The organism is Pseudoalteromonas sp. APAL1, from assembly GCF_021532475.1.
GTDB lineage: Bacteria > Pseudomonadota > Gammaproteobacteria > Enterobacterales > Alteromonadaceae > Pseudoalteromonas > Pseudoalteromonas lipolytica_C.
This window is the reverse complement of record NZ_JAKGAW010000057.1, coordinates 1-24182: the sequence shown is the minus strand read 5'-3', so window position 1 is coordinate 24182 and position 24182 is coordinate 1. Positions and strand designations below refer to the sequence as shown.

The window sequence follows — 24182 nt, the reverse complement described above, 5'->3', positions numbered from 1 at the left end:
AAGATGCGAGTTTCAGTTGGAATTAAAAGCGATTTAGGCAAGGCATTGATTGCAAGTAATAGTGGTTCTATTGTTAAAATCAATAACGCAGTATAAATCGCTTTTAAAGCAACCCTTTGGGCGCTTCTCAGGCACTTACTCTCATCGTTGTTACTTCTTAAAAGGGACTGCCATTGTTGCAAAGTAACGCCTTGATATTAAGCACCTGTGAAACGCTGAATGCTGCATCTTAAGGTGGCTTGGGTATAACCATCCTTGACTACAGCAATGATTAATTTTTGCAATTAAGCACTGTGTTCAACTTCTATCCAGTCTTTTTCATCGACCCAGTTTTGTGCACCATCTTTAACAGTACGAATAGGGACAATGTAATCACAGCTAACTTGTGGTTTAACTGAGGCAAAAATCGGCACAAAGCCAAAGCTAAGAGCGGTTTCGATAATTGCTTTTTGGTTTTGTGGGTCGATATCGGCTGCTTCATCGATATAAATCGGAATACGATACAGGTTTTGCTCTTGATCACTTAATAAATAACGAATAAACAGCATGCCACAAAGTAGCTTAATGGTGATACGAGTACCGTTAGAGCCGGCTGAGTCTATTTTTTCGAAGTGTTCAGTTTCACCGGCACGATTTACTACTTCAAATCGAATATCAAATAAGTCGGTCAGTGTTAAACCTGCTTTTTCTGAGGCAAGTTTAATTAAATGATCTTTCGCTTCGTTTACCGCAGACTCGCTATAAGGCTCTTGGCTTAATAGGTCTAGGGTATCGCCTTGCTCAAACTGGTTTGAGGTACTGATAATGGTATCAATGCTATCAACTAACATCTTGCGCGGAATAACATTAATTTTGAATGCTTGAAGGTTAGAGATCCGATGCTGACTAATGCCTTTATTAAAGCTGTTCATTTCGCGGCGTAGGCGGTCTAAGTCTTCACGCAAGCCTTTAATGGTGGCGGCTACTTCGGTTAACGCAACTCGGCCTTGACGCTCAACAGCATCGCGCTCGTTATCAATGTTATGAAACGCGCTAATAAGCTTTTCGTATTTAGTAAACTCATCGTTTTCGTTATCAAACTTAGTAATACCCGCATTATAAATATGCATGTAGGTGTTACGTACGTTGATATCAAAGTTGCGTAGTTCTTGGCAGTCTTTGTTAAAGTGATGAATAAGATCACTTAAATTATCAAAATCAATACTGATTTCAATCATGTATGGCGTCACTTTGCCTGAATAAAAATCAAGCGTGTGATCGATACGTTCTGATTTAACTTGGCGTAAACGGTCAGCTTGGCGTGCAAGCAGATCTTTTTTCGACTTGATAATTGAGCGACGGTCGCTGATTGAACCACTGTTCTTTTGAATGTCTTGCAGGTAGTCGTCAACTTGTTCGCGCTCTGCATTTAATTGCTCTTTTAGTAGAGTTTGTGCATCGACAGATTGCTGCATCACTTCAAATTGTTCAAAGCGTTTTAATGCTTCTTCAGAGGCCATTAGCTCATCATATAGGGCATCTTTTTCTTTTTGCTTTTCGGCGACATTCGCAGCGACTTCACGCTGCTGTTTAAACTCTTTCAGTGAGTTTTCAAGAGCAGCGAGTTGCGCGGTTAATTGCTCTTTATTTTCGCCCGTTTGCATCTGCACAGGACTTAGCTTTTTAAGTTTAATCGTCGCGCCAGGAAGAGTCAGTACACCGCCTTTCACATTGGCCGATAACTGCTCTAAAAACTCACCAAAGGCATCTTCGTCTGTGATCTCAACATCACCATTGCTGGTGGTGGCAAACGATAAGATATCTGGGTTTAGAATACGCGAAATCTCTTCAACTTCTTTCAAAGATAAATCTTCACGCATACGGGTGAATAAATTGAACTCGAGATTCTTTAACTGCAGTTTTAAGCTCTTAATTTGCTTTTGTGTTTCGCTAATGCGGTAATCAAGGGTGTGTAAGCTTTGACCTTGGGCACTGCTTAATGAATGCGATAGCGATTCATAATCTTGCTTAAGTTGCGTAAGGCTTACTTTTAAAGTGGCTTTATTCACCAATTCAAACTCAGATTTAAGCGCTCGATAGTCTAAAAACCATTGTTCAATTTGTGTTTGTTTACGTTCAATATCACGTGATTGCTGGATATAAAGCTGCTGCTTTTGTTCGAACTCATGCTTTTCATGTTCGATATCTTCAAGGGCAATATTTAGCTCAGCGAGTTGCTCTTGTTGATAGGTTTCAAAGTCAATCAGTGCTTGGTCAATTTTTGGCGCATAGGCAGCAAGCTTACCTTTTAAAACCGTTTGGTTTTCAAGCATAGATTCAAGAGCTGCGATAGGCTCTTGCATTGACTCAAGGGCTTTTAGTTCACGTTTAGCGCGATTCACTTTATCAAATGAACGTCGCCACACTTCATAAAAGTCGACCCGTGAGTTTGACATATGACGCTCAAATACACGTAGCATAAAGCGCTTAACATCACTGGCACCTAACTTATGCAAGTTAAGGATACGGCGGAAAATTTCTTTGTAAATCGCGGAGTCTTGCACGTTATTGAGGGGGATCATCTTTAAGTTGATATCGCCATCAAACGGCGTTGCGCCGCCAGTGAGTAGGGCGTTTAGCTCTTGCGCTTTTAATTCGATTGGATTGAAACCTTGCTCTTTTAAGTGATTAAAAAGCTTGGTGAATTTTACAATGGTCTTGCCCTGAGTGTAGTGCTCTAGGTTTAACTTACCTTGGTAGCAAAAAAACTGATGCGCATATCCGGCAATTTTACCAAGGCCAGCAACACCAATCACCACAGGACCATTAGGTAAGTCAGCTTCAAGTAAAATATAGGATTGATCTGACGAAAAGTAGAATTTTCGGGTTTCGTCTAAATCGTGGCCATCCCATTCTGTTAAACGTAAATCATTAATCAGTGGAAATTGCAGGGCATTAATCACCGAGCTTTTACCGGTATTATTCGGTGCACAGATTGAGCTACTTTTATCCAGCGGGATCACGCATTTTGCATAGCCTGCGGTATTTAAAAGCGCAAGTTTGCTGAGTCCGTATAGGCTTTGGCTTTGCATTATTCGTCATCTCCTAGGTAGGTTTCTTCGTTTACTTCCATTAATGCATCGATATAACGATAAATTGGCGCTTGCAGCATAAAGCCGTTTTCTACTTCGCGGGCAAGACCTAAGCGTACCATTCGCAGGTAAACGTCTTTGCGTAAATCTGAGCCTGAGAAGATTTCTAATTGATCAAACAGGTGCTTGTTGATTTGCACTAAGGTTTGCATCAGTTCTAGGTCGTTTACTTCATCAAACAAGGCACGCATTGGATCTTTACCGGTATTGGCATAGTGCTCAATCAAGATGTAGATAGTCAGTGCAATGGCACGCGAAATTTTACCCATGTTTGGGGTGCTTTCGTCGCTACCAAAATAGTAAAAGCCACGGCTATCGTGTTGTAAGTCATGGCCAAGGGCGTTAAATAACGCGCGATAAGCATCAATGTGTTGGTCAAGCTCTTGCCACATAAGCGTGTCTTGCTCACTAATGTGGTAGCCTGATGTGAGCTTTTTATTTATAGCTTGCAGATGCGTTAAATCATCTAAATTAATATCTGTCATGGTTATTGCTCTGTTGCTTTTTTATCGTCAGCAATCGATGAGTTAAATGGGTAAAGAGAGAAGTGTTGCTGGGCAATTTTTATTTTTACTTTCTCTTGGCTTTGGCTAATCTCAAGGTCGCCATCGCTAATTAGTTTTTGATACAAGAACAGCATTTCGTCAGCCTCAAGATCTGGGTAGCTTTCATCTAAAAAACTAAGGAGTGGCTGAGCTTTTTTGCTGGCTTTTTTAAAGCGTTTTCTAAATTGGGTTTTAACATCGTTGTAATCAGGGATATGCGGGCTTTGATACGCAGGTACATCATCCTGTTCAGGGAGCTGATATTCATCGTGCTCAAAGTCAACTAAGCCTGCCATATAGGCCACGATATGACGTTGCTGACCAAGTGAAAAACGCTGTGCGTCGGAGACAAAGTTAGGCTGTACCGCACTTAACATGTTATCGACGCCATTTTTACGCACTAAACCAAGCACTTTAGCCGCTTGGCGAGTAATTAGGTTATTGCGGCGTAATTCTTCACGCAGCGGCATCAGCATATCGGCGCTTTTACGTAAGCTTTCACGACCAACTAAATGCATTTCTAAAATACGGGTACGTAATTGTTCAAGCATGCGCTTGTCTTGGTATGACTTACCTAGGCGGTCAATTTGCTCTATTTGCGTGCTAATTTGCAATTCGATGGTGTGAAAGCAAGCATGAAAATCACCACGAATATCAACCATCTCAAGCATAGGTTCAATGTATTCATCGAACGCTTCAATGACTGCTTGATAGCGCTTTTGCAGTGATTGCACCGCGTTGTCTGCTTTTGCTTGCTCAACAATATTTAAAATTGCGTTTTCATTATGGGCAAACAATTTCATTATTTTGCGAACCCGATCATCCATAATGCGGCTAAAGCGGCGTAGCTCGTCGTAATCTTCAATTTCACCCGCTTTAGCAAGGCGGTTACCAAGGCGAGCAAGGTCATCAACGAGTACACTAATTTCTTGGGCAAGACCTAGGTGCTCTTCTTGTAGCAAGAAAGTCGCAAAATCGGCGATCGCGCGGTTGATTTCTAACTGCGAGGACTTAGCCAGTGGGATAATGATATCTTGATTCAATAAACGATTTGTTTCTTTATAAATGCGTTCATTTGACCAAGTGGGTTGTTTTTGTTTTATCGCATTTTGTACGTCTTTCAAGCTGAAATCAGCCATTTTAAAACGTTTAAATAATAGTTCTAACACCCCCCAATGCTCTGTAAGGGTATTTAATAACTTTTTAGCTGGGATCATAAGGCTCCAGTAAATTCAGACTTTGGTGTTAGCGATTAGTAGTAAATTATGTAATTGAGAATAGTTTTATGCTGTCGATGCTGCTAGAATCCGCGCCGAAACACTCGTCTTACAATTTTTACATTATTATAAAGGTTGTTCAAACACCATGGTAACCCCACTTATCCTAACCCTGATAGCGGTGGCATTTTTGCTTATCGTTATAGAGGATATTATCCATGTTAACAAGGCCAAAACGACGCTTTTTTTTGGTACTTTATGCTGGATTATCTTATTTATCTCTCCGATTCATGGGCAAAGCCCAGAAACCATACAACATCAACTGGATCACAATATATTAGAAATCGCGACTTTGTGGCTATTTTTAATGGCTGCGATGACCTTTGTTGCGTATTTAAACTCTAAAGGCTTTATCCAGAATATTGTTCATAAAATTATGCCAAATCAAATCAGTGAACGAAAGCTGATGTTTTTGATTGGTGGTTTTGCGTTTTTATTTTCATCGATATCAGACAACATAACCGCAACTTTAATCTCGCTTGCGGTAGTGATGTCACTGAAGTTAGATCCTAAAAAATTAATAAAATACGCAACCTTAATTGTATTCAGTGTTAACTCGGGTGGGGTGTCGTTGATCACGGGTGATGTTACAACGCTGATGATTTTCTTAGACGAAAAAGTCACCATTGCTAACTTGTTATTATTAATTGTACCTGCACTTGCAAGTGTTGCATTGTTAGCGGCAATGTTATCGGTGGGTATGTCGGGTAATGTGGTATTTGAAAAGCAAACGGCTCGTCGTATTGAAAAAACCGATATTACCATTGCGGTTATCTTCTTCTCGACGATTATTGCTACGTTAACGCTGAGCGTACTTTATAGTGTGCCACCGCTATTAACCTTTTTATTTGGTTTATCACTGATGTTTTTGGTTGCGCAATTTTTAATGCGCAAAAAAGATGTGAACAAAAAAATCATCGATTATATTCGTGAAATTGAGTACGACACCTTATTGTTCTTCGTGGGTGTGTTATTGCTGGTTGGCGCATTAAAAGAAGTTGGCATGCTTGCTAAATTTACTCACCTTTATGAATTGATGGCGCCTGAATATGCCAATTACTTAATGGGGCTATTATCGGCGGCGGTAGATAACGTACCTTTAACTGCAGCACTTTTAAAGGCAGATATTGTGATGAGTCCACAGCAATGGCTGTCGTTTACTTACGCAACAGGGGTAGGTGGCTCAATGCTTATTATCGGTTCTGCGGCGGGTATTATTGCTATGAGTAAAGTAAAAGCGCTTACATTTATGAGTTACCTAAGAATGTCGGTGTATTTATTGATTTCATACACCGTAGGTTATTACGGTTCGCACTTAGCGGGCAGTTTAATTTCATAAAACAACTTGACAGCTAGACGTCTAAACGTTAACTTTCGAAGCCTGCTTTTAACAGCAGGCTTTGTTATTTTAACCAGGTGTTAACTTAACATTCAGAAGAGGTGCGATACTTAGGTAGTTAATGTGAGGTGACGAACGCCGATGACCATTAATGAGGGAAGTACTCGCCGAGAAAATTAGCCGGACGTCACGGTTATTTTTCGGTTTATGGGGCTGAATCCTCAAAACTGTCACCAAACTAGGTGGAGAGCTTCTGGCATGGACTACTCTTTATTTTCAAAGCACCCCCTTGCCGAGTTCTTCTTGATTTACTGTGGATAGTTTTCCACAAAAGGAGACGACATGAATACCCAATTAGCCGCCAATACAAAATCAGATTACGTTGTTGCAAAATTTGGCGGTACCAGTGTAGCTAACTTTGATGCTATGAGCCGCTGCGCAGAAATCGTTAGTGCTGATAACCAAGTACGTATTGTTGCTGTGAGTGCCAGTGCTGGCGTGACCAATCATTTAGTTGCATTGTGTAAACGTAATTTGAGCGCGGTTGAGCGTGATGAGCACATTACCGGCGTAGTCGCCATTCAAGAAGCAATTTTGACAGAGCTGTCGCTCGATGCTGATTTAGCACATGGCTTTAATGAAACGCTTAAGGCTTTTCAAACTTTGGCATCAGAAGGGGTTAAGTCAGCAGCTGAGCAAGATGAGCTACTGAGCTTTGGTGAGCGTTTATCATCGTATTTGTTCACTCAAGTTTTACGTGGTCAAGGTCTTGATGCGGTGCGTTTTGATGTGCGTAAGGTGCTAAAAACAGATAGCCAATTTGCTAAAGCAACACCTAATGTTGCAGCAACCGCTGCGGCTGCTAAAGAGCATTTAGTGCCGCTACTTGATGAGCAAGTTGTTGTAACTCAAGGCTTTATTGGTAGCAATGAACATAATCAAACAACGACTTTAGGGCGTGGTGGTTCAGATTACAGTGCTGCATTACTCGCTGAAGCAATTAACGCAAAAAGCGTGCATATTTGGACCGATGTTGTGGGTATTTTCAGTACGGATCCGCGTTTATGCGCCAAAGCAAGCCCAATTGCTCGCTTAAGCTTTGATGAAGCGGCAGAAATGGCCACGTTTGGAGCAAAAGTGCTGCACCCTGCAACCATTTTACCTGCAAGCCGTAGCCATATTAGTGTGTTTGTTGGTTCAAGCCGTGAACCACAGTTAGGTGGTACATGGATTGAAAAAGAAAAATCTCAGCAACCAGGTATTCGTGCCGTAACACAGCGTAAAAACCAAATTCTGTTAACGGTTAAAAGCCCGGAAATGCTCCTAGCGAGTGGTTTCTTAGCCCGTGTATTCACTATTTTAAGTGAGTTTAATATTTCGGTTGATTTGGTTACTACCTCAGAGATCAGTGTTGCAATCACTTTAGATAACGCACCGAATGCATCACGTCCAGAGCTTGATCAAGCTTGTTTAGATAAGCTTTCTGAGTTTTGTCATGTGTCGGTTGAGAATAACTTAACGCTGGTGGCTTTAATTGGTTCTGAGATTCAATTACGTCAGCAAGAAATGAACTTAATGCAGGTATTGAGTGATTTTAATATTCGTTTAATTTGCCACGGTGCAAGTAAACATAACCTGTGCTTCTTAGTTGAGCAAAGTGAGTCAGATGAAGTCGTGCAGGCTATTCACAGCCGACTATTAGAAAGCCAAGTCGCGGCGTAGGTCGTTAAAATTAATAAAAGAGCACTGCCAGTCAGTGCTTTTTTGTGCCACAACACTTATATCAAACCCTTCAATAGAATTACTACTCGCGCTGAAATTATGTTTGCTCAATTCTTCAAATACATTAGGAGCAAGTAGTTTCGCAATCGGCTGAGCACTTGCTTTGGCAAGCGCCTCTTTTAATGTCCAAATTCTAAAAAAGCACTGTGCTTGTTCATCGGGAGCGTCAAAACGGCTAATTAAGTCAACTTCATCTTGATGATAAAAATGCTTTGCGAGTTTGATAAAAGGGCGAGGCTTACTGCTTTGTTCAATATCAAAACCAAATAGTTGCTGTTTGGGGTTAAGAGCTGCACCGATTAAACCATTTGAATGAGATAAACAGGTCCACACAGGTTCTCTAACCGGGGTATGTAGCTTTAGCTTGCTGTCTTTGTCATCAAACTGGCTCGATATTTCATTGAGGGCTAAATCGTCATTAGGGTAAGCGTGTTGATACAAATATTTTAACGTTAAGCGAGTCGCTAAGTACTCTTGCTTTGCACTATGAACTTTGCGTTTTTCAAGCACACTTAACTCAAACTCACTGAGTAATTTATCAACGGGTAAACTTGCAACATCAATACGTGCTGCATGCATCAGCATAATTTTTTTGGCCGTTGTTTGGCTTTGCTGCTCGATGATAAGAGTATTCGAAAAGTAGTGGCTGCTCATGGTTTAACGCTTACACGAAGGCTCGTATTTAGTTTTGTTTATTTTTACAGCAGATGCACATTTATAGGCACGAACAAACGCAAATAGTTTACGCAGTTGACTGTAATTATGGTTTAATGAGGAAAAATAATAACAGATTTGTAGATGTATGGCACAAGTTCGTGACGGCTTTCAAAGTCGATTAGGTTTCGTTTTAGCAGCTTCTGGTGCGGCGGTAGGTTTAGGTAATATTTGGGGCTTTCCAACACAAGCGGCAAACCATGGCGGCGGTGCATTTTTACTCGTTTACTTCATTGTTATCTTCTTATTAGCGCTTCCGGCTCTGTATACTGAGCTGTATTTAGGTCACCAAGCGCAAGCGAATCCAGTAAAAGCATTATCAAATGCATGGCAAGATACAGCGCCTAAAGCAGGCGCTGCAGCAGGCTATGTTGGCTTGTTTGGTGCGATTGTAATGCTAAGCTTTTATTCGATTGTCGCAGGCTGGATGCTCGCTTATGCGCTTGAGCCAATCGCAAACTTCTTTGGTTTTACTGAGTTAAGTAACTTTTTACACAGCGACTCCATGGCACGCAACTTTGTGTTTACACCGCTGATGCTTATTCTTACTGCGAGTATTATTTTAAAAGGCGTTAAATCAGGTATCGAAACTTGGTCACGCCGCTTAATGCCATTATTGCTAGTGTTATTAGTGGCTTTAATTGCTTATATAGCCACACTTGATGGTGCGATGGATGGCTTTGCAGCCTACTTAGTACCAGATTTTAGTCAAATTCTTGATGCAAACTTAATTATTGCGGCAATGGGACAAGCGTTCTTTTCATTGTCGTTAGGTGTAGGATGTATGATGGTTTATGGCTCTTATTTAAAACCAGATGCGAACCTACCTAGATTAACTGGCACTGTGGCTCTACTGGATACCGGTGTGGCCTTTTTAGCAGGGTTATTGATTATTCCGGCTATTTTTGTTGCTCAGCATAACGGTGTAGAGGTATTTAGCGGTGGTAAATTGGTCGGTGAAGGTCAGTTAATATTTGCGATTTTACCTGAGCTGTTTAGCACTATGGGCCAAGTGGGTTTACTCGTTGGCTTATTATTCTTTGTATTAATGTCGATTGCCTCAGTGACATCAACCATCTCATCGACCGAAATTCCAGTGGCATTTTTAGTTGAGAATCATAGTATTGAGCGCAAAAAAGCGACCTTATTTGTAACGCTAATCGTCTTTATTGCTTCATCACTTATCATCTTAAACTTTGACTGGTTATTTGGCTTAGTGATTATGGTGCTTACACAGTACCAATTACCTTTAATGGGACTGTTCTACTTCATTACTGTTGGCTGGTTATGGCAGCGTGGTAATAAATTGCATCAAGTATCTAGCGGCCCCCATTATTGGTTTGCCCAGTACATTCGCTTTGTCTGTCCGTTATTAATGACGGCGGTATTTGTGAACGTGGCGTTGTTGAAATAGAAACTTGAGTTACAAGTCTCTAGTTTCAAGGGAAAAGTAAAAGGCGCAGGGTTTAAACCTCACGCCTTTTTTAATTTAAGGTGCGCTTGCTTTAAATAACTTCGTTAGTTAATGGTAATCCTTGGCTTATTTCATTGGCGCTTTGCAATGTAGTGCAGGCTATTTCGCTAAGTGCTTCTTGGGTGAAGAAGCCTTGGTGGCCTGTGACTAACACATTCGGAAAGCTAATAAGGCGTGAAAAAATATCGTCTTGCATGATTTCTTCACGGTGATCTTTAAAGAATAACTCTGACTCTTGCTCATACACATCAAGTCCTAAGTGTCCGAGCTTTTTAGACTTAAGCGCTTGAATACAGGCTTGAGTATCGAGAAGTGCACCACGAGAGGTGTTAATCAGCATGACACCGTCTTTCATCTTCTTAAATGCGCTAGCATCAATTAAATGATGGGTATGCTCGTTGAGCGGGCAGTGCAATGAGATGACATCACTTTGGGTAAGCAATGTGTCTAAATCGCACAGGGTATAAGGGCCTTCACCAGCCATTGGGTCACAAACGAGTACCTTAGCTCCAAAGCCATTTAAGATATTTACCAGTGCTAGGCCGATTTTGCCACAGCCTATAATCCCGATGGTTTTTTTGAATAAGTTAAAGCCTAGCAAGCCGTTTAAATCAAAGTTACCTTCACGTACTCGGTTAAAGGCTTTATGGGTTTTTCGGTTGAGCGTTAGCATAAGGGCAATACAATGCTCTGCCACGGCTTCTGGACTATAAGCGGGCACACGGCAAACCTTGATGTTATGCTCTTTAGCAGCATCAAGATCAACATTATTAAAGCCTGCACAGCGTAATAAGATTGCCTTTATGCCTAGGGCAGCCATATCGGCAATGACGTGTTTGTCGACTGTATCGTTAACAAACACGCACACAGCATCAAAGCCTTGGCAAAGGGGGATGGTATTGCTGTTTAAGGATTGCTCAAAATAACTGAGCGAAACAGACTCAGCGTATTCAGTTAGATTCCTTTCAAAAAACGGTTGCTCATACTTTTGCGCACTGAATAAGGCCAGTTTCATCATTTAAATTACTCTCTATCACCATTTTGAGGGTTTCGGGTTTGGTGCGCGGGGCATATCGCGCAACGAGTTGACCCTCTGAGTTTATAAGAAATTTGGTGAAATTCCATTTAATTGCGCGGTTTTGTGCTATTCCACGGGTATGACATTTTAAATAATTAAATAAAGGATGGGCCTCTGGGCCGTTCACTAACACTTTGTTAAAAATGGGAAAGCTAACATCAAAGTGTTGCTGATAAAAGGCTTGTAGCTCATTGCCATCAAGCGGTTCATTGTGGCCAAATTGATTACAGGCAAAACCGAGTACGGTAAATCCTTGCTGTTTATAGTCTTGATACAGCTTTTCAAGGCTTGCCATTTGCACTGAAAAATTACATTTGCTGGCTATATTGACAATAAGCGCTGTTTTACCTTGTAACGATTCAAGGCTAAAGTTTTCACCAGATGCAAGCTGGGCATTGAAACGATATATACTATCCATGTTTTACCTGTGTGTTTTTGAACTGTTTAAATGAACTTTTTTTCATTCGCTTTTTAGTTATTCGGTTGAGATAATGAAATTGTTACTAATTTATCACTCAAATAGGTCAGTTTTATGTCAATGAAAGTCGCCTTCATCGGATTAGGTGTAATGGGTTACCCAATGGCGGGTCACCTTGCCAACGCAGGTCACAGTGTGACAGTTTACAACCGCACAACGGCTAAAGCGCAAAAGTGGGTATCAGAATATCAAGGTGAATACGCTGAAACGCCAAGTGAAGCAGCAAAAGGGGCTGATATCGTTTTCATGTGTGTAGGCAATGATGATGATTTACGTTCAGTTGTTTATGGTGAAAATGGTGTACTGGCAAGCATGCATGAGGGCAGCTATTTAGTTGATCACACCACAACCTCTGCTGAGGTGGCACGTGAGGTAGGCGCTCAGGCAAAACTACAAGGTATTGCATTTTTAGATGCCCCTGTTTCTGGCGGTCAAGCGGGTGCAGAAAATGGTGTATTAACTGTGATGGTCGGTGGCGACGAAGCTGATTTTAATGTTGTTCAACCTGTAATGGCTGCGTTTAGCCGTTTTAGCCAATTATTAGGTGAAGTAGGCTCTGGTCAACTTTGTAAAATGGTAAATCAAATTTGTATTGCTGGTGTGGTGCAGGGCTTAGCTGAGGGGTTACACTTTGCAAAACAAGCGGGCCTTGATGGTGAAAAAGTGATTGAAACCATCTCGAAAGGTGCAGCTGGCTCATGGCAGATGGAAAACCGCTACAAGACAATGTGGGCTGGTGAATACGAATTTGGTTTTGCTGTTGATTGGATGCGTAAAGATTTAGGCATCGCTTTGGATGAGGCAAAGGCAAACGGCGCAACTTTGCCGATGACGGCAACAGTTGATCAATATTACGCCGATGTACAAGCTTTAGGTGGCGGCCGCTACGACACCTCAAGTTTATTAGCGCGTATTGAAGCGCTACATAAAAAGTAATATCAATAAAAAACGCGACAATTATTGTCGCGTTTTTTATTACATGCTTTGTGCATAATTGTATAACGCTTTTAAAATATGCAGATTTTTTTCGTTATCATCATTTTCATGAGCCAGATTTTCAAGGGTGATCATGAAATCTTGGCCACTGATCGAAGGGTTATCTTCGCCATGCATTAGCTTGTTTTGGCAATACTGGCGCCATTTTGCTAGCTCATCTTGGCTAAGTGTGTGTGGCCAGTTTCGGGCACGGTATCTGAATAACAAGGTAGCAAACTTTTTATCATCAAAATCAAGCTGCATTGAGGCTAATTGCTCAGGGCTTGCATCTCGAATAATGGCAAATTTAGCTTTATCAGCATGACTGGTAAAACCGTCATAAAGTTGATAGTCAGGGTTGGTGGTTTCGCCGTAATCACGCTGTTCGTTAAATACTTCGGTTACTTTGTCGCGAAGTTCTGTGTTGGCTTTTAAAATAGCGAGATTTTGTAAGCATTTTTCGCGGTCAATACCTAATCGCTCGGCGTTCTCTGGTAACAAGGTTTTTGCTGGCGCAAGAATAGGGCACTTATTTAAATGCACTAGTTTAAGGCCTACTGGTGCTTCGTCTTCGCCAAGGTCGCTGTGTTTTGTGTAAAGACGGGTGCGTAGCTCTTCAATAGATAAATCTAATAAGACTTGCGGATCTTCAGTCAAATTAAAGCAAATAATGGCGTTTTTATTGACTGGATGAAAGCTCATTGGTGCAATCCAGCTGGTGCAGCCTTGGCTTGCCGGAATTCGTGATGAAGTGTGCACCAGTGGTGTCATATTAAATACATCAACTAAATCAGCCAGTGCTTTTTTAGAGCGTAATCTAAAGAAAAACTGATACAACTTAGGTTGTTTTTCTTTTATTAGTTTTGCCAACGCTATGGTTGCCGTTACATCACTTAAAGCATCGTGAGCAGCAGCGTGTTCAATGCCATTGGCAACGGTTAAGTGCTCGAGTTTAAAGCTTGGTGTACCGTCTTCTTTAAGCGGCCATTCAATGCCTTCTGGGCGTAGTGCATAACAGGCGCGCACTAAATCAATAATATCCCAGCGGCTATTATTGTTTTTGTATTCACGCTCGTATGGGTCATAAAAGTTACGGTATAAGCTGTAACGTGTGACTTCATCATCAAAGCGAATACTGTTATAGCCCGCTACACAGGTGTTAGGTTGGCTAAATTCAGCATGGATTTTTGCCATAAACTCAGCTTCAACTAAGCCTTTTTGCATCGCAATTTGCGGGGTAATACCTGTTATTAAACATGCTTCGGGGTGGGGTAAGTAATCAGCCGCCGGCTTACAATACTCAATTAACGGCTCACCAATAATATTTAAATCGAGATCGGTACGAATGCCAGCAAACTGACTTGGACGATCTTTTTGCGGGCTTGCGCCAAATGTTTCGTAGTCGTGCCAGTAAATTGTTGGTTGTTGTTGTTCTGGATATGCCATGCATTAAACCTTGCTAAGCGTCGAGCCGTTTTGAGTTATTTTCTGAATTGTCAGAATTATGGCATAGAGCCTAGCTAGTTTATAGAGTAAAACGTAATGTGGCTGTTTAGTGTAACTTTTATAAACACGAGCTGTATAAAAAATGGCCTTGCGGTTAATTTTTATGCTTATATAGTGAGGTGTCGTTAGTTTTTGAGCTGTTTTGTACTCTGTGGCTCGGTATTTGCTAACGAAAACTATCTTTAACAATGAAGGAACAAAAAAATGACTTTATCAGCTTTATTACTATCTACTTTAGCATTCGACGCAACTCCAGCTTCAAATTATTCTGTTGAAAAACTTGGCAATTCTGGAGGTATAATCATTCTTAACCCAAAGAAGAAACAAGAAAACTTAAAGAACTCGGGTGGAATTATTATTCTTAATCCAAAAAAGAAAGAAAATTAATAGATAAAACCAGCATATAGCTGGTTTTTTTGTACCTAACACTCTAATATGAAAGAAAAAAGAGTTTCGTCTGTGGACTTCCTGCAAGAGCTTTATAATAAATGGTTAGTAATTAAGCCATATACGGATACATTTTCATTTCAAGCTGTAATAGCAACAAGTTATTTGATTGCTCTGTTAAACTCTTTGAGAAAGGCCTTAAAAGAGAGGGAGTACTTTAGTAACTTTATTACTATAACAAGTGTTTGTGTAAATTATTTATTAACAGCGCTGATGATGGAATATGCTTTAGAGTATGTAAAAAATCATAATTCAGCAGCAGGAGCGCAAAATGTATATGTTGGCTTTGTAATCGCAAATTCAATTATGTTGTTAGCAATGTATAGAATTCACATAGTTTTTAGTTATAGATTTAATGAATTATTCTTTAAGGTTTCAAAGCTTTTCCTCATTTTAACGTTTTCCCATTTAATAATTTGGATTAAATTTGTTGTATTAGATTTGCAGCAAGAATTTGCCCATATACATTATCTTTACAGTTTTATTGTGTTGTATATCAGCCTTGTACTTTCATTTATCATGCTTTTTCCTGATGTTTTGCGCACTAAGTTTGGGTGTATAGTAACAATTAGTTTACCGAGGGATCGTCATGCTTGAACTAATTTACATAGCCATTGTTGTATTAGCAGTTTTGCTAGCTGTAAGCACGTGGCTGATAGCACGCAAAAATATTTTTGAAGAACAAATCAGAAGCAAATCTGTTGAGGTGGTGTGGTGTACGCTACAGGCAGAGCAAGAAACGGATATCAACAAAGCCATAAAACTGTTTAATAGAGCGGAGGCTCTGAAAAACGAAATATGTAGCCTGATGGATAACAGTACAAGCCTTCAAAAGTTTCAGTGGGTAGAAGCAACTGATCTTAAAAACCAGCAATTAAAAGAGCTATCTTTAGGTGAGTTGCAGAAGTATTACGATGAACAAAATAATATTTCTGAGATCTACAACAAGCTCTATAAAGGAAAAAATTAAAAGCCAGATTATTTTATCTGGCTTTGTAGTTTTAGTTCATTTTTTATCTGTTTAACTTGAATATCAGCTAGCTGTTTGAGTGCATCTTGAGTTTGGTTTTCACCCTTGATTAACCCCGCTATTGACATTTTTTTGATACTTTTTAAAAGCCCATTATTAATTGCCTGTAACAATGGGCCTTCTAGTTTAATTAAATTATCTTTCTTACCACTTAGTAGATAATCAAAACTAACCTGAGCATGTTTACTCGCTTTATCAATCACTTCATATGGGACAATAGCGCTTTGAATGCATTCTTTGCTATAGCCTTGATTGAGAGCTAAAGCTTGCTCAAGCTCAGTGTTATTGGTTACTTGGTATACTTCGCATAAGCGTTGAAAAATTGCACTTATATGTTGCTGCTCAGAATTTAACTCTTGATCGAACATGGCATATCCTTGCACATTATTTTCTACCAATAGTAAACGACTTTTTCTGAAACCGCATTCATAAAGTGCACGTTTATCAAATATTTAATGCCATATGGTGATACAAGCCAATACCAACTAATACATTAAATGGGAAAGTTATGCCCAAGGAACAGAGCATAGCCAACCCAATGTCAGCCTCTGGGATGGCTGCTTTGATGGCTGCTGGTGCGGCAATATATGATGCACTTGCTACTAAGCTTGCCAAAATAACAACTGAACCAAGTTCCAGCTGTAAAAGGGTTCCGACACCGACTCCAATCGCGCCAAGAATACTAGGAGTAATAAGAGCAAAAAGTGCTAAGCGCCAGTGATGCCATGGGATAGGGCGTAGTGTTTGAGCTGCCATTAAGCCCATTTCAAGTAAAAACAACGCCAGTACGACTTTGAAACTGTTGGTTAATAAACTGGTTACTTGACTACCTTGTTGAGTGCCATACATCATGCCGATTATTACGCCACCGACTAACAATATGACGCTTTTGTTTGTTAATGTTTCATGCCACAGTGCTTTAAGTGATAAATGTTTACTTGAGCCATTACCAAGGCTGCGAAATAGCAGCAGACCGACAATAATTGCTGGCAGTTCTAACATGACTAGATACAGTGTTACTTCAGCGCCAACATCTAAAGCATTTGACTCAGCATAAGCCAAAGCAACAGCAAATGTACCGGCACTTACTGAACCATAATGTGCTGCAATACTTGAACTATTTGCTACTGATAAACCAAGCAATTTATTTAATATAGGATAAACAAGAAGAGGAATACCTGCACCGAGAAGCATCACCGCGCCCATTTCAGGCAGTAATTTCCAATGCAAGCTGCCGTGCAGCACCATGCCACCTTTTAAACCAATTGTTAGCATGAGCAGTAGGCTCAGCGTTTCGTAAGTTGCTTGTGGAATTTTAAGATCTGAGCGCAATAACCCTGCAGCTAGACCCAAAATAAAAAACATTACAACAATATCAGGCACTTTATTCTCCTTTGAATTTAAAATGTCGTCATTTTAAACAAAAAGAAGCATAGTAAATAATTAAATAAATGCTAGTATCTTATAGGTTTTTATCTATGGGTGGTGATTATGGATTTAAGACATATTTCTTTTCGGTTATTAGAAGTGTTTATGCAAGTTGTTAAAACTCGTTCGATCAGTGAAACAGCAAGGCAGTTACATTTAACACAGCCGACGGTTTCTCAACAAATTAAGCGCTTACAAGAAAGTATTAGTGAACCTTTAATTATTGTTAATCAGCAAAAAATTCATATTACTGAAGCGGGTTTCGCGCTTTATCAAACGTGCCTACAAGTATTTGGACAATTCGATGATTATCAAGATTATTTAGTTGAGCTTAGAGGAGGAGAGCGAGGACGTTGCAAAATAGCCATTGTAAACACTGCACAATATATTTTACCTAAGTTACTGGGCCCATACAGTAATTTACATCCTCACGTAGAATTACCGCTGGAAATTGGTAATAGGGCAGAAGTACTTGCTCGATTTGAAAGAGGAGAAGATGACATTTATGTATTTAGTCACCCGCCGTCACTAGAACATGCAAAGGCTGGGCGATTTTTGCAAAATCCACTTGTCTTTATTGCTCCTATGCATCATCCACTTGCTCAGCAACAGCAAGTGACTTTAAAAGAGTTAATGAAGGAGCGTTTTTTATTACGTGAACCAGGTTCTGCAACTAGAATGCTATTTGAGAGTGAGCTGCAAAGTCGTGGCTTAGTATTGAGTAATACAGTGCAAATGGCTAGTAACGAAGCGATTAGAGTCGCTGTAGGCTCTGGCATGGGGCTTGGCGTGGTATCACGCCATGTATTGCCAACAAACGATAGCTCTTTTTGCATCCTTGATGTAGTTGATGTTCAGCTTGCTAGTCACTGGTACTTCGTGGTGCGCACTGATCGTCATCTTTCTCATGCTGCTCGTAGCTTCTTAAAGTTCGCAGAGCTTAACCTTGAGCAATGTTTAGACAAAAACTGGGTCAATAATGAATTAAGTACATTGAATACAAGCTTAGCGTGAAGTATTTTTAAAAAGCCATAGTAACGACTTGATTTCTACCGTTTACTTTTGCTTTGTAAAGTCCTTTATCTGCTTGGGCAAGTAACTCGTTTATATTATTGCTTCCTGACTGATGGGTGATTATGCCCACGCTGATGGTTAATTTTATGCGTTGATCATTGAAAGTAAAATAGTCGTTATTGATGGCTAAGCGAATTCGTTCTGATAAGTTTTCACCCTGTAATTGGTTAGTGCTTGGAAGTATAACTGCAAATTCTTCTCCACCAATTCGAGCTACTAAGTCGTGTTCTCTAAGTTGTGATTTTATTTTATTTGCGACCCACTTTAATGCCTCATCCCCAGTTTCGTGGCCATACTTGTCGTTCACTCTTTTGAAAAAATCTATATCAATCATAACTGCGCATAATTCACTGAGACTATTGTTTGCTTGTTCCAAATAGTTATTGCTAATAGTTATAAAAGCTCGTCTATTGAGTAATCCAGTTAATGAATCTCGATTAGCAAGATCACTGAGTACTTGTTCTGATTCTAAAAACATGAGTAATGGCCAGATCATTGCTGTAAGTGTAGTGATGATGATATGGCTAATTAGAATAATGGCAAACACTTGTGATATGTCTGCCTTTATGTAGTTAAAGTGCTCCATCACTAAAAGACCAAATTGAACAAACATGATGGCGCTGTGAATGAAAAAGCATAGCTGCAAGAGCACTAAGTGGATAATTCGCTCAACATTTAGTCTACGTAAAGCATTTGCTGCGTAGAGAAAACTAAAGGCAAGAATTGCAGTCGTGACGAATTGATCAAAACCAAGTTGAAACATGGGAAATAATAGCATTGCAGTAGCTAGTAGAAGATATAAGCAACGTTTTAAGTAGTATTTTTCTCTATTGTTATAGGCATGAATACCTAAGACTGCAGCTAGTGGAGCGGCTATTATAAGTAAATTGGCTATAAAGTGTGTCAAAATTGGCAGGTCAATAAACACACGTGAGGTTGCTGTAATTTGGGCTAATACAAAAATCAGGCACGAACTTCCCCAATACAAATAGCTTTGTTGCTGTCTCAAAAAATACAGAGACAATAAGAAGGCACCAATAACCACATTCAGTAATACCGAAATGCTGATTATGGTGGGTAAGTCCACCATGAATATCCCTAATTCCACTTTACGACATAATTAATTATTATGTACCACACCAATTAAATCAACTAATGATTTTTACTTAAAGCCTTAAACTCTCTAATGCTGGTTTAAGCTCTGGATAATGAAAACGATAATTATGTTTTAAAAGTTTATCAGGGATCACGAATTGTCCATGAAGTAATAAATCAGACATTTCGCCCATCATTAGCTTTAAAACCCAAGCAGGCATTCTTAGCATTGCTGGTCTTGAAATAACGGAACCCAAGGTTTGACTAAACTCATTATTATCAACAGGGTTAGGCGCTGTTGCATTGATAGGGCCACAGATGTCTTTATGAGACAGTACAAATAAAATGAGCTGGATCATATCATCTATATGTATCCAAGACATGCCTTGCTTACCATGACCTATAGGGCCGCCAAGACCAAATTTGAATGCGGGTAACATTTTATCGAGCGCACCGCCATGTTTTGATAACACCACACCAGTTCTGAGTAGACACACGCGCGTTTTTTCCGATTCAGCTTTGGTTGCTGCGTGCTCCCAATCTCGGCATAGTACGTGGCTAAACTCGGGGTAAATGTCATTAAAGCTTTCATCTATTTTGCAATCGCCTTGTCGACCATAAAAGCCAATCGCACTGCCAGAAATAAAAGTGTGTGGTGGTGAATTGCAGCGGTTGATTTTTTTTGTGATTTGTTGGGTCAGCTTAATACGACTATCTAATAATTCTCGTTTTTGTGAATCACTCCAGCGCTTATTAACAATAGGCTCACCTGCTAGATTAATGATTGCGTCTATCTGTTCAAAATCGACCTCGTCTAATGACTTAACAGCCACAACTTGGTGAGTAAGCAAGACGGCCGCTTGGATAGGGTTACGAGTAAGAACAGTCACTTTATGATGGTTCAAAAGAAATGGGCACAAATGCTTGCCTATAAGACCTGTTCCACCCGTTAATAATATATGCATTGTGACACCTTAGAAGACAGTTGGTCTATTTTTTATACATAGTGATGATGATATTTGCAAACTATACGTAAAAAGTAGCTGAATCGATTAGTTTTTCATTCAAGCTTGACCATGAATACAATATGAGGCGTTGTGGCTTAATTTTGCGTTATACATTGCTTTATCTGCTAGGTTGATTAACGTTTTCCAATCGTCACTATGATCAGGAGAGAGAGCAACACCAATACTTAAATCGATGTCAAAAGTATGTTGTTCTATTTCAAAACAGACTTCAAAACTCTTTAATAAATGATTAAGCATAGGTTCTATATATTCAATCTTTGAGATGTTTTCTACGATGATGATAAATTCATCTCCACCATAACGGTAGATGGCGTCATCGGCTCGAAAAGTAGAGCTGATACGTTTTGCTGTTTCAATTAACACCTTGTCACCAATACTATGACCATAATTATCGTTTAATTGTTTGAATTTATTTATATCAATAAAAATTAGTGCCAGTTTGTTGTCTACTGAACAAGTATTAATGGCCTGGCGTAAATGGGGTTCTAGGTCTGAGCGGTTAAGAGCACCTGTTAAATGGTCGTGTTTTGCTTGAAAATTTAATCTTTTAGTTCGTTTATGGATGATATTGCTCATACGTTGAAATCGTTTAAGGAGGTGACCTATTTCATCATGCCTGTAAACAATACTTACGTTAGGTTTATCTCCTTTCTCTAATTGTTCAGTAATATGCAGTAATTGCTTTAACGGAATGAAGAGTTTTTTATTAATAAAAACTGCTGAAAAAACGCATAATAAAATAAGTAGTGGAATTTGAATTGAAATTAGATACGTTAACAACAAACTGTGTTGTTGAAAATCTGACATCTCTATATCTAACTTTTCACGTTGTATATTTTGAAATTCAGAAATTAATTTGCGAATTTGCTCCATGTATTCTTTCCCTTCGTTGCTTTGTACAACCTCCATTGCTGCTTGGATTGCAGAGGGACTGTTTTGCATCACTAAATTAATAGTTAAATCTAACTCGTCAAACTTTTTATTTATTAAAACATCAAGTTGAGATAGTTTTTCTTGCTGCTCTCGCTGATGTATTGTAATTTTAGCCAGGGTTAAAAAGTGTGTTTTTGCTTTTTTTATACCGTCGTAGTAGGGCGTTAAATAAGATGTATTTTGTGTAAGAAGATAACCACGCTGGCCTGTTTCTGCATGAACTATTTGGGTGTAAAGTTTTTCTGATTCGTCAATTATTTCGTGAGTATGATCAACTGCCTCGTGCTTTTGCCTACCTTCTTTATCTAAAAGCATAACTAAAACAGTGTTAGTGGTAACCAATAAAAGCAATAGTATTAGTAAAGCTAAAAACTGGGTTCTAAGCGACATAGAAAAACCAACGACAAGAAAGTTATATTTTTTAAGTATAAAGTATTGTTTAAGATGCGGGCTTTTACCAATTTATAATAAAAACAAAGGCTACTAATAATGTTTTTGGGTTGCTAAATGTTATTATCTTAGTTCTATATTCTAAGTTTTAAAGTGTGTAATAGCTATTTTACTGGTATGCTAAAAACTTAAAAATCGCAGCTTAAAAATGACAAGGGGTGACTGTGAACTTTCTGCGCCAATTTCACGATATTGTATCGAATCAGCAAACTAATTTTGATGATAAAGTGGCGCAATTGCTGCATTTTGGCTTAGCGATATTCAATCTTGATTTTGCAATTGTGAGTCGTGTTGAAGAACAAGTATATACAGTTATTCACGTGGTTTCTCCAAACGATGCGATCCCTGTTGGGGCTCAGTTTGATGTAGCAGGAACCTATTGTTCACACACATTAGCTGCAGACAAAGCATTATCATTTAACCATGCGTCACAGAGCTACATAGCTGAACACCCTTGTTACAAGAACTTCCAATTAGAATCTTATATTGGTGCGCCTATCCACATTGGTAAAAGGGTGTTTGGTACGGTTAACTTTTCAGCGGCACAATCTACAGCACCATTCACAGAAGAGGCGCATGATTATGTTGAACTTTTTGCTCAATGGTTGGGCAATGAGTTTGCTCGTAATCTATCATCAGAAAAATTAATTAAAAAGAACTCTATGCTTGCACAAGTTGAAGAGGTGGCAAAAATTGGCTCTTGGGAGCTAGATTTAATCACCAATAATCTTTACTGGAGTAAGCAAACTAAAGTTATTCATGAAGTCCCTGAAGATTTCAAGCCCGATCTCGAGAATGCTATTCAATTTTACAAACAAGGCGAAAGCCGCCAAGCTATTGAAAAAGTTGTCAAAGAAGCTATTGAGCAAGGTAAAGATTGGAATATTGAAATTGAATTGATAACAGCTAAAGGCAACCCTATATGGGTATCAACAGTCGGAAAAGCTGAATTTAAAGAGGGGGCTTGCGTTAGGATAATTGGTACTTTTCAAGATATTACTAAGTCGGTACTGCTACGTGAAGAGCTTAAAAAACAAAAAGCTGATGCAGAACGTACACTTGAAGATAGAAGCATTTTGCTTGCCAAAATAAGCCATGAACTTCGTACTCCGCTCAATGGTATTACAGGCATGTTAACGACTTTGTTGTATGAAAAATCAGAGCAAAAGCGTGAAGAGAAACTCAAAATAGCTTTGCGTAGTGCAGATATTTTGCTGAATATTATTAATGAAGTGTTGGATTTTTCAAAAATTAATCACGGCGAACTTAAGCTTGAACCTAGTCACTTCTTATTGAAAACCATTTTTGTCGATATCGTTTCTTTGTATTCTCCTTTATATCAACAAAGTAACCTTAGCTTTGATGCGACGATTGATATCAGTGATGAGTGTTGGACCTTCAGTGACAATACTCGCATTACACAAATAGTCTCGAACTTGTTGAGTAATGCACTTAAGTTTACTGAGCAAGGTGAGGTAACGTTAACTGCCAGTGCTAAAGAGCTCAATGATAAAGTGTTTCTGTCTTTTAAGGTCACTGATTCAGGGATTGGCATGACTGAGAACTTTATGAAATCGCTATTTTCACCCTTTACACAAGAGATAAGTAAAGATAGAAAAAAAGGCGGTACAGGGCTTGGCCTAGCAATAGTTAAAGAGCTAATTGATTATATGGGTGGCACAGTTGAGGTGAAGAGCGAACATAGAAAAGGCAGTTGTTTTGAAATTAAACTTCCTCTAGAAAAAGGTCAACCTCAAAGCCATCAACAACAAGATGTAAGTAATATTGATTTTACAACTCTTCCTCTCGCTATTTTGGTCGTTGATGATAATCAGATTAACCGGTTAGTCTTGAAAGCCCATTTAGAAAAATTAGGCTTAACTGCAGACTTTGCATGTGATGGCGTCGATGCGATCAATAAATGCAAACAAAACAACTACAATTTAATATTTATGGATTGCGTAATGCCTGAACTTGACGGTTTAGAAGCAACACGTTATCTGAGAGCTAATGGTATTTGTCCTGAAAATAAAACGTTTATTATTGCATTAACTGCGAATACTTCTGCAGATGATAAAGCCGCCTGTAAAAAAGCGGGGATGGATTTGTTTGTATCAAAGCCTGTTAAAAATACGGCAATTGAACAATCCATTATTGCAGCAAAAGGACATTTAGCGCTTTAAACATAAGGTTTAAAGCAGTTTTATATTTATATCCCTAACCCTAACAATACATTGCGATTGCCTAAGTTTAGGCTATCTTCAAATTTAACCTATACTTAATGTATATAAAAATTTGGGGTAATGTAATGAATCATGCTCAAAATCGTCGGCGCTTTTTGAAAACTCTTAGCGTAGGTGCTGCGGTATCAACGTTGGCGTTTAAAGCCCCCTATGTT

22 protein-coding genes, 1 pseudogene and 1 riboswitch are annotated in these 24182 nt (G+C 39.3%); of the genes and pseudogenes, 10 read left to right on the top strand and 13 right to left on the bottom strand.

All coding sequences use genetic code 11. The features are described from left to right. From L1264_RS19125 to L1264_RS19110, 4 genes and pseudogenes are all read right to left on the bottom strand, one after another. A pseudogene (locus tag L1264_RS19125) lies at window positions 1-182 on the bottom strand (hypothetical protein); the annotation flags it as partial. A 102-nt stretch (window positions 183-284) separates the two neighbouring features. Further along, window positions 285-3071, bottom strand: coding sequence for an ATPase (locus tag L1264_RS19120; protein WP_199526613.1), 2787 nt, complete (start codon window positions 3069-3071; stop codon window positions 285-287). Beyond that, the gene (locus L1264_RS19115; protein WP_063705788.1) at window positions 3071-3616 is read right to left on the bottom strand and encodes a condensin complex protein MksE; all 546 of its coding nucleotides are present in this window, start codon (window positions 3614-3616) and stop codon (window positions 3071-3073) included. Before L1264_RS19115 ends, L1264_RS19120 begins: the two co-directional genes overlap by 1 nt. A 2-nt stretch (window positions 3617-3618) precedes the next feature. Then, window positions 3619-4893: a hypothetical protein gene (locus L1264_RS19110; RefSeq protein ID WP_199526612.1), complete on the bottom strand. Its 1275-nt coding sequence runs from the start codon at window positions 4891-4893 to the stop codon at window positions 3619-3621. 148 nt (window positions 4894-5041) lie between these two features. Here L1264_RS19110 and nhaD point away from each other — a divergent pair, with 148 nt between their 5' ends. Together nhaD and lysC are read left to right on the top strand one after the other, a co-directional pair. Further along, entirely contained in the window at window positions 5042-6292 is a 1251-nt protein-coding gene (gene nhaD, locus L1264_RS19105) for a sodium:proton antiporter NhaD (RefSeq protein ID WP_135924271.1), read from the top strand. An 88-nt stretch (window positions 6293-6380) separates the two neighbouring features. After that, window positions 6381-6553: riboswitch (Lysine riboswitch) on the top strand. Between the two features lie 81 nt (window positions 6554-6634). Next, window positions 6635-8014 (top strand): lysine-sensitive aspartokinase 3, encoded by a 1380-nt coding sequence (gene lysC, locus L1264_RS19100; protein WP_199526611.1) that lies wholly within the window; start codon window positions 6635-6637, stop codon window positions 8012-8014. On the opposite strand, the gene L1264_RS19095 is transcribed toward lysC, so the two are convergent. After that, window positions 7991-8728 carry a 4'-phosphopantetheinyl transferase family protein gene (locus L1264_RS19095; RefSeq protein WP_199526610.1) on the bottom strand — a complete coding sequence of 246 codons (738 nt, stop codon included), beginning with the start codon at window positions 8726-8728 and terminating at the stop codon, window positions 7991-7993. The two genes, lysC and L1264_RS19095, sit on opposite strands and share 24 nt — an antisense overlap. Before the next feature lie 148 nt (window positions 8729-8876). Here L1264_RS19095 and L1264_RS19090 point away from each other — a divergent pair, with 148 nt between their 5' ends. Further along, window positions 8877-10202, top strand: a complete 1326-nt coding sequence (locus L1264_RS19090; RefSeq protein ID WP_199526609.1) for a sodium-dependent transporter — start codon at window positions 8877-8879, stop codon at window positions 10200-10202. A 91-nt stretch (window positions 10203-10293) separates the two neighbouring features. Here the strand turns inward: L1264_RS19090 and L1264_RS19085 are convergent, their stop codons facing one another. Continuing rightward, window positions 10294-11277 carry a 2-hydroxyacid dehydrogenase gene (locus L1264_RS19085; RefSeq protein ID WP_199526623.1) on the bottom strand — a complete coding sequence of 328 codons (984 nt, stop codon included), beginning with the start codon at window positions 11275-11277 and terminating at the stop codon, window positions 10294-10296. Continuing rightward, entirely contained in the window at window positions 11243-11758 is a 516-nt protein-coding gene (locus L1264_RS19080; protein ID WP_062564542.1) for a glutathione peroxidase, read from the bottom strand. Before L1264_RS19080 ends, L1264_RS19085 begins: the two co-directional genes overlap by 35 nt. A 114-nt stretch (window positions 11759-11872) precedes the next feature. On the opposite strand from L1264_RS19080, the gene L1264_RS19075 reads away from it, so the two are divergent. Beyond that, window positions 11873-12754, top strand: a complete 882-nt coding sequence (locus L1264_RS19075) for an NAD(P)-dependent oxidoreductase (RefSeq protein WP_105174004.1) — start codon at window positions 11873-11875, stop codon at window positions 12752-12754. Window positions 12755-12793: 39 nt separating this feature from the next. Here the strand turns inward: L1264_RS19075 and sbcB are convergent, their stop codons facing one another. Further along, window positions 12794-14239, bottom strand: coding sequence for an exodeoxyribonuclease I (gene sbcB, locus L1264_RS19070; protein WP_199526608.1), 1446 nt, complete (start codon window positions 14237-14239; stop codon window positions 12794-12796). A gap of 264 nt (window positions 14240-14503) precedes the next feature. On the opposite strand from sbcB, the gene L1264_RS19065 reads away from it, so the two are divergent. The 3 genes from L1264_RS19065 to L1264_RS19055 all read left to right on the top strand — a co-directional run bounded on the left by L1264_RS19065 (window position 14504) and on the right by L1264_RS19055 (window position 15716). Further along, entirely contained in the window at window positions 14504-14686 is a 183-nt protein-coding gene (locus L1264_RS19065) for a hypothetical protein (protein ID WP_199526607.1), read from the top strand. A gap of 72 nt (window positions 14687-14758) precedes the next feature. Further along, entirely contained in the window at window positions 14759-15343 is a 585-nt protein-coding gene (locus tag L1264_RS19060) for a hypothetical protein (protein ID WP_235404368.1), read from the top strand. After that, window positions 15336-15716 (top strand): hypothetical protein, encoded by a 381-nt coding sequence (locus L1264_RS19055; protein ID WP_135924279.1) that lies wholly within the window; start codon window positions 15336-15338, stop codon window positions 15714-15716. Before L1264_RS19060 ends, L1264_RS19055 begins: the two co-directional genes overlap by 8 nt. Before the next feature lie 8 nt (window positions 15717-15724). Here the strand turns inward: L1264_RS19055 and L1264_RS19050 are convergent, their stop codons facing one another. Both L1264_RS19050 and L1264_RS19045 read right to left on the bottom strand, forming a co-directional pair. Next, window positions 15725-16144: a hypothetical protein gene (locus L1264_RS19050; protein WP_135924280.1), complete on the bottom strand. Its 420-nt coding sequence runs from the start codon at window positions 16142-16144 to the stop codon at window positions 15725-15727. Window positions 16145-16220: 76 nt separating this feature from the next. Beyond that, complete coding sequence (locus L1264_RS19045) at window positions 16221-17159, bottom strand: sodium-dependent bicarbonate transport family permease (RefSeq protein ID WP_135924281.1); 939 nt, start codon at window positions 17157-17159, stop codon at window positions 16221-16223. Between the two features lie 108 nt (window positions 17160-17267). Between L1264_RS19045 and L1264_RS19040 the strand changes: the two genes are divergently transcribed. Then, window positions 17268-18218 (top strand): LysR family transcriptional regulator, encoded by a 951-nt coding sequence (locus tag L1264_RS19040; protein ID WP_135924282.1) that lies wholly within the window; start codon window positions 17268-17270, stop codon window positions 18216-18218. 7 nt (window positions 18219-18225) lie between these two features. Here L1264_RS19040 and L1264_RS21525 read toward each other — a convergent pair whose 3' ends face one another. From L1264_RS21525 to L1264_RS19025, 3 genes are all read right to left on the bottom strand, one after another. Then, on the bottom strand, window positions 18226-19386 hold the full coding sequence (locus L1264_RS21525) for a GGDEF domain-containing protein (protein ID WP_199526605.1): 1161 nt from the start codon (window positions 19384-19386) through the stop codon (window positions 18226-18228). Between the two features lie 58 nt (window positions 19387-19444). Beyond that, complete coding sequence (locus L1264_RS19030) at window positions 19445-20338, bottom strand: TIGR01777 family oxidoreductase (protein ID WP_199526604.1); 894 nt, start codon at window positions 20336-20338, stop codon at window positions 19445-19447. A gap of 99 nt (window positions 20339-20437) precedes the next feature. Next, window positions 20438-21724, bottom strand: a complete 1287-nt coding sequence (locus L1264_RS19025; protein ID WP_199526603.1) for a diguanylate cyclase domain-containing protein — start codon at window positions 21722-21724, stop codon at window positions 20438-20440. 224 nt (window positions 21725-21948) lie between these two features. On the opposite strand from L1264_RS19025, the gene L1264_RS19020 reads away from it, so the two are divergent. Both L1264_RS19020 and L1264_RS21540 read left to right on the top strand, forming a co-directional pair. Continuing rightward, window positions 21949-23967, top strand: a complete 2019-nt coding sequence (locus L1264_RS19020) for a GAF domain-containing hybrid sensor histidine kinase/response regulator (RefSeq protein WP_199526602.1) — start codon at window positions 21949-21951, stop codon at window positions 23965-23967. A 98-nt stretch (window positions 23968-24065) separates the two neighbouring features. Next, the coding region (locus L1264_RS21540; RefSeq protein WP_442960454.1) for a twin-arginine translocation signal domain-containing protein at window positions 24066-24182 on the top strand (117 nt) is incomplete at its 3' end.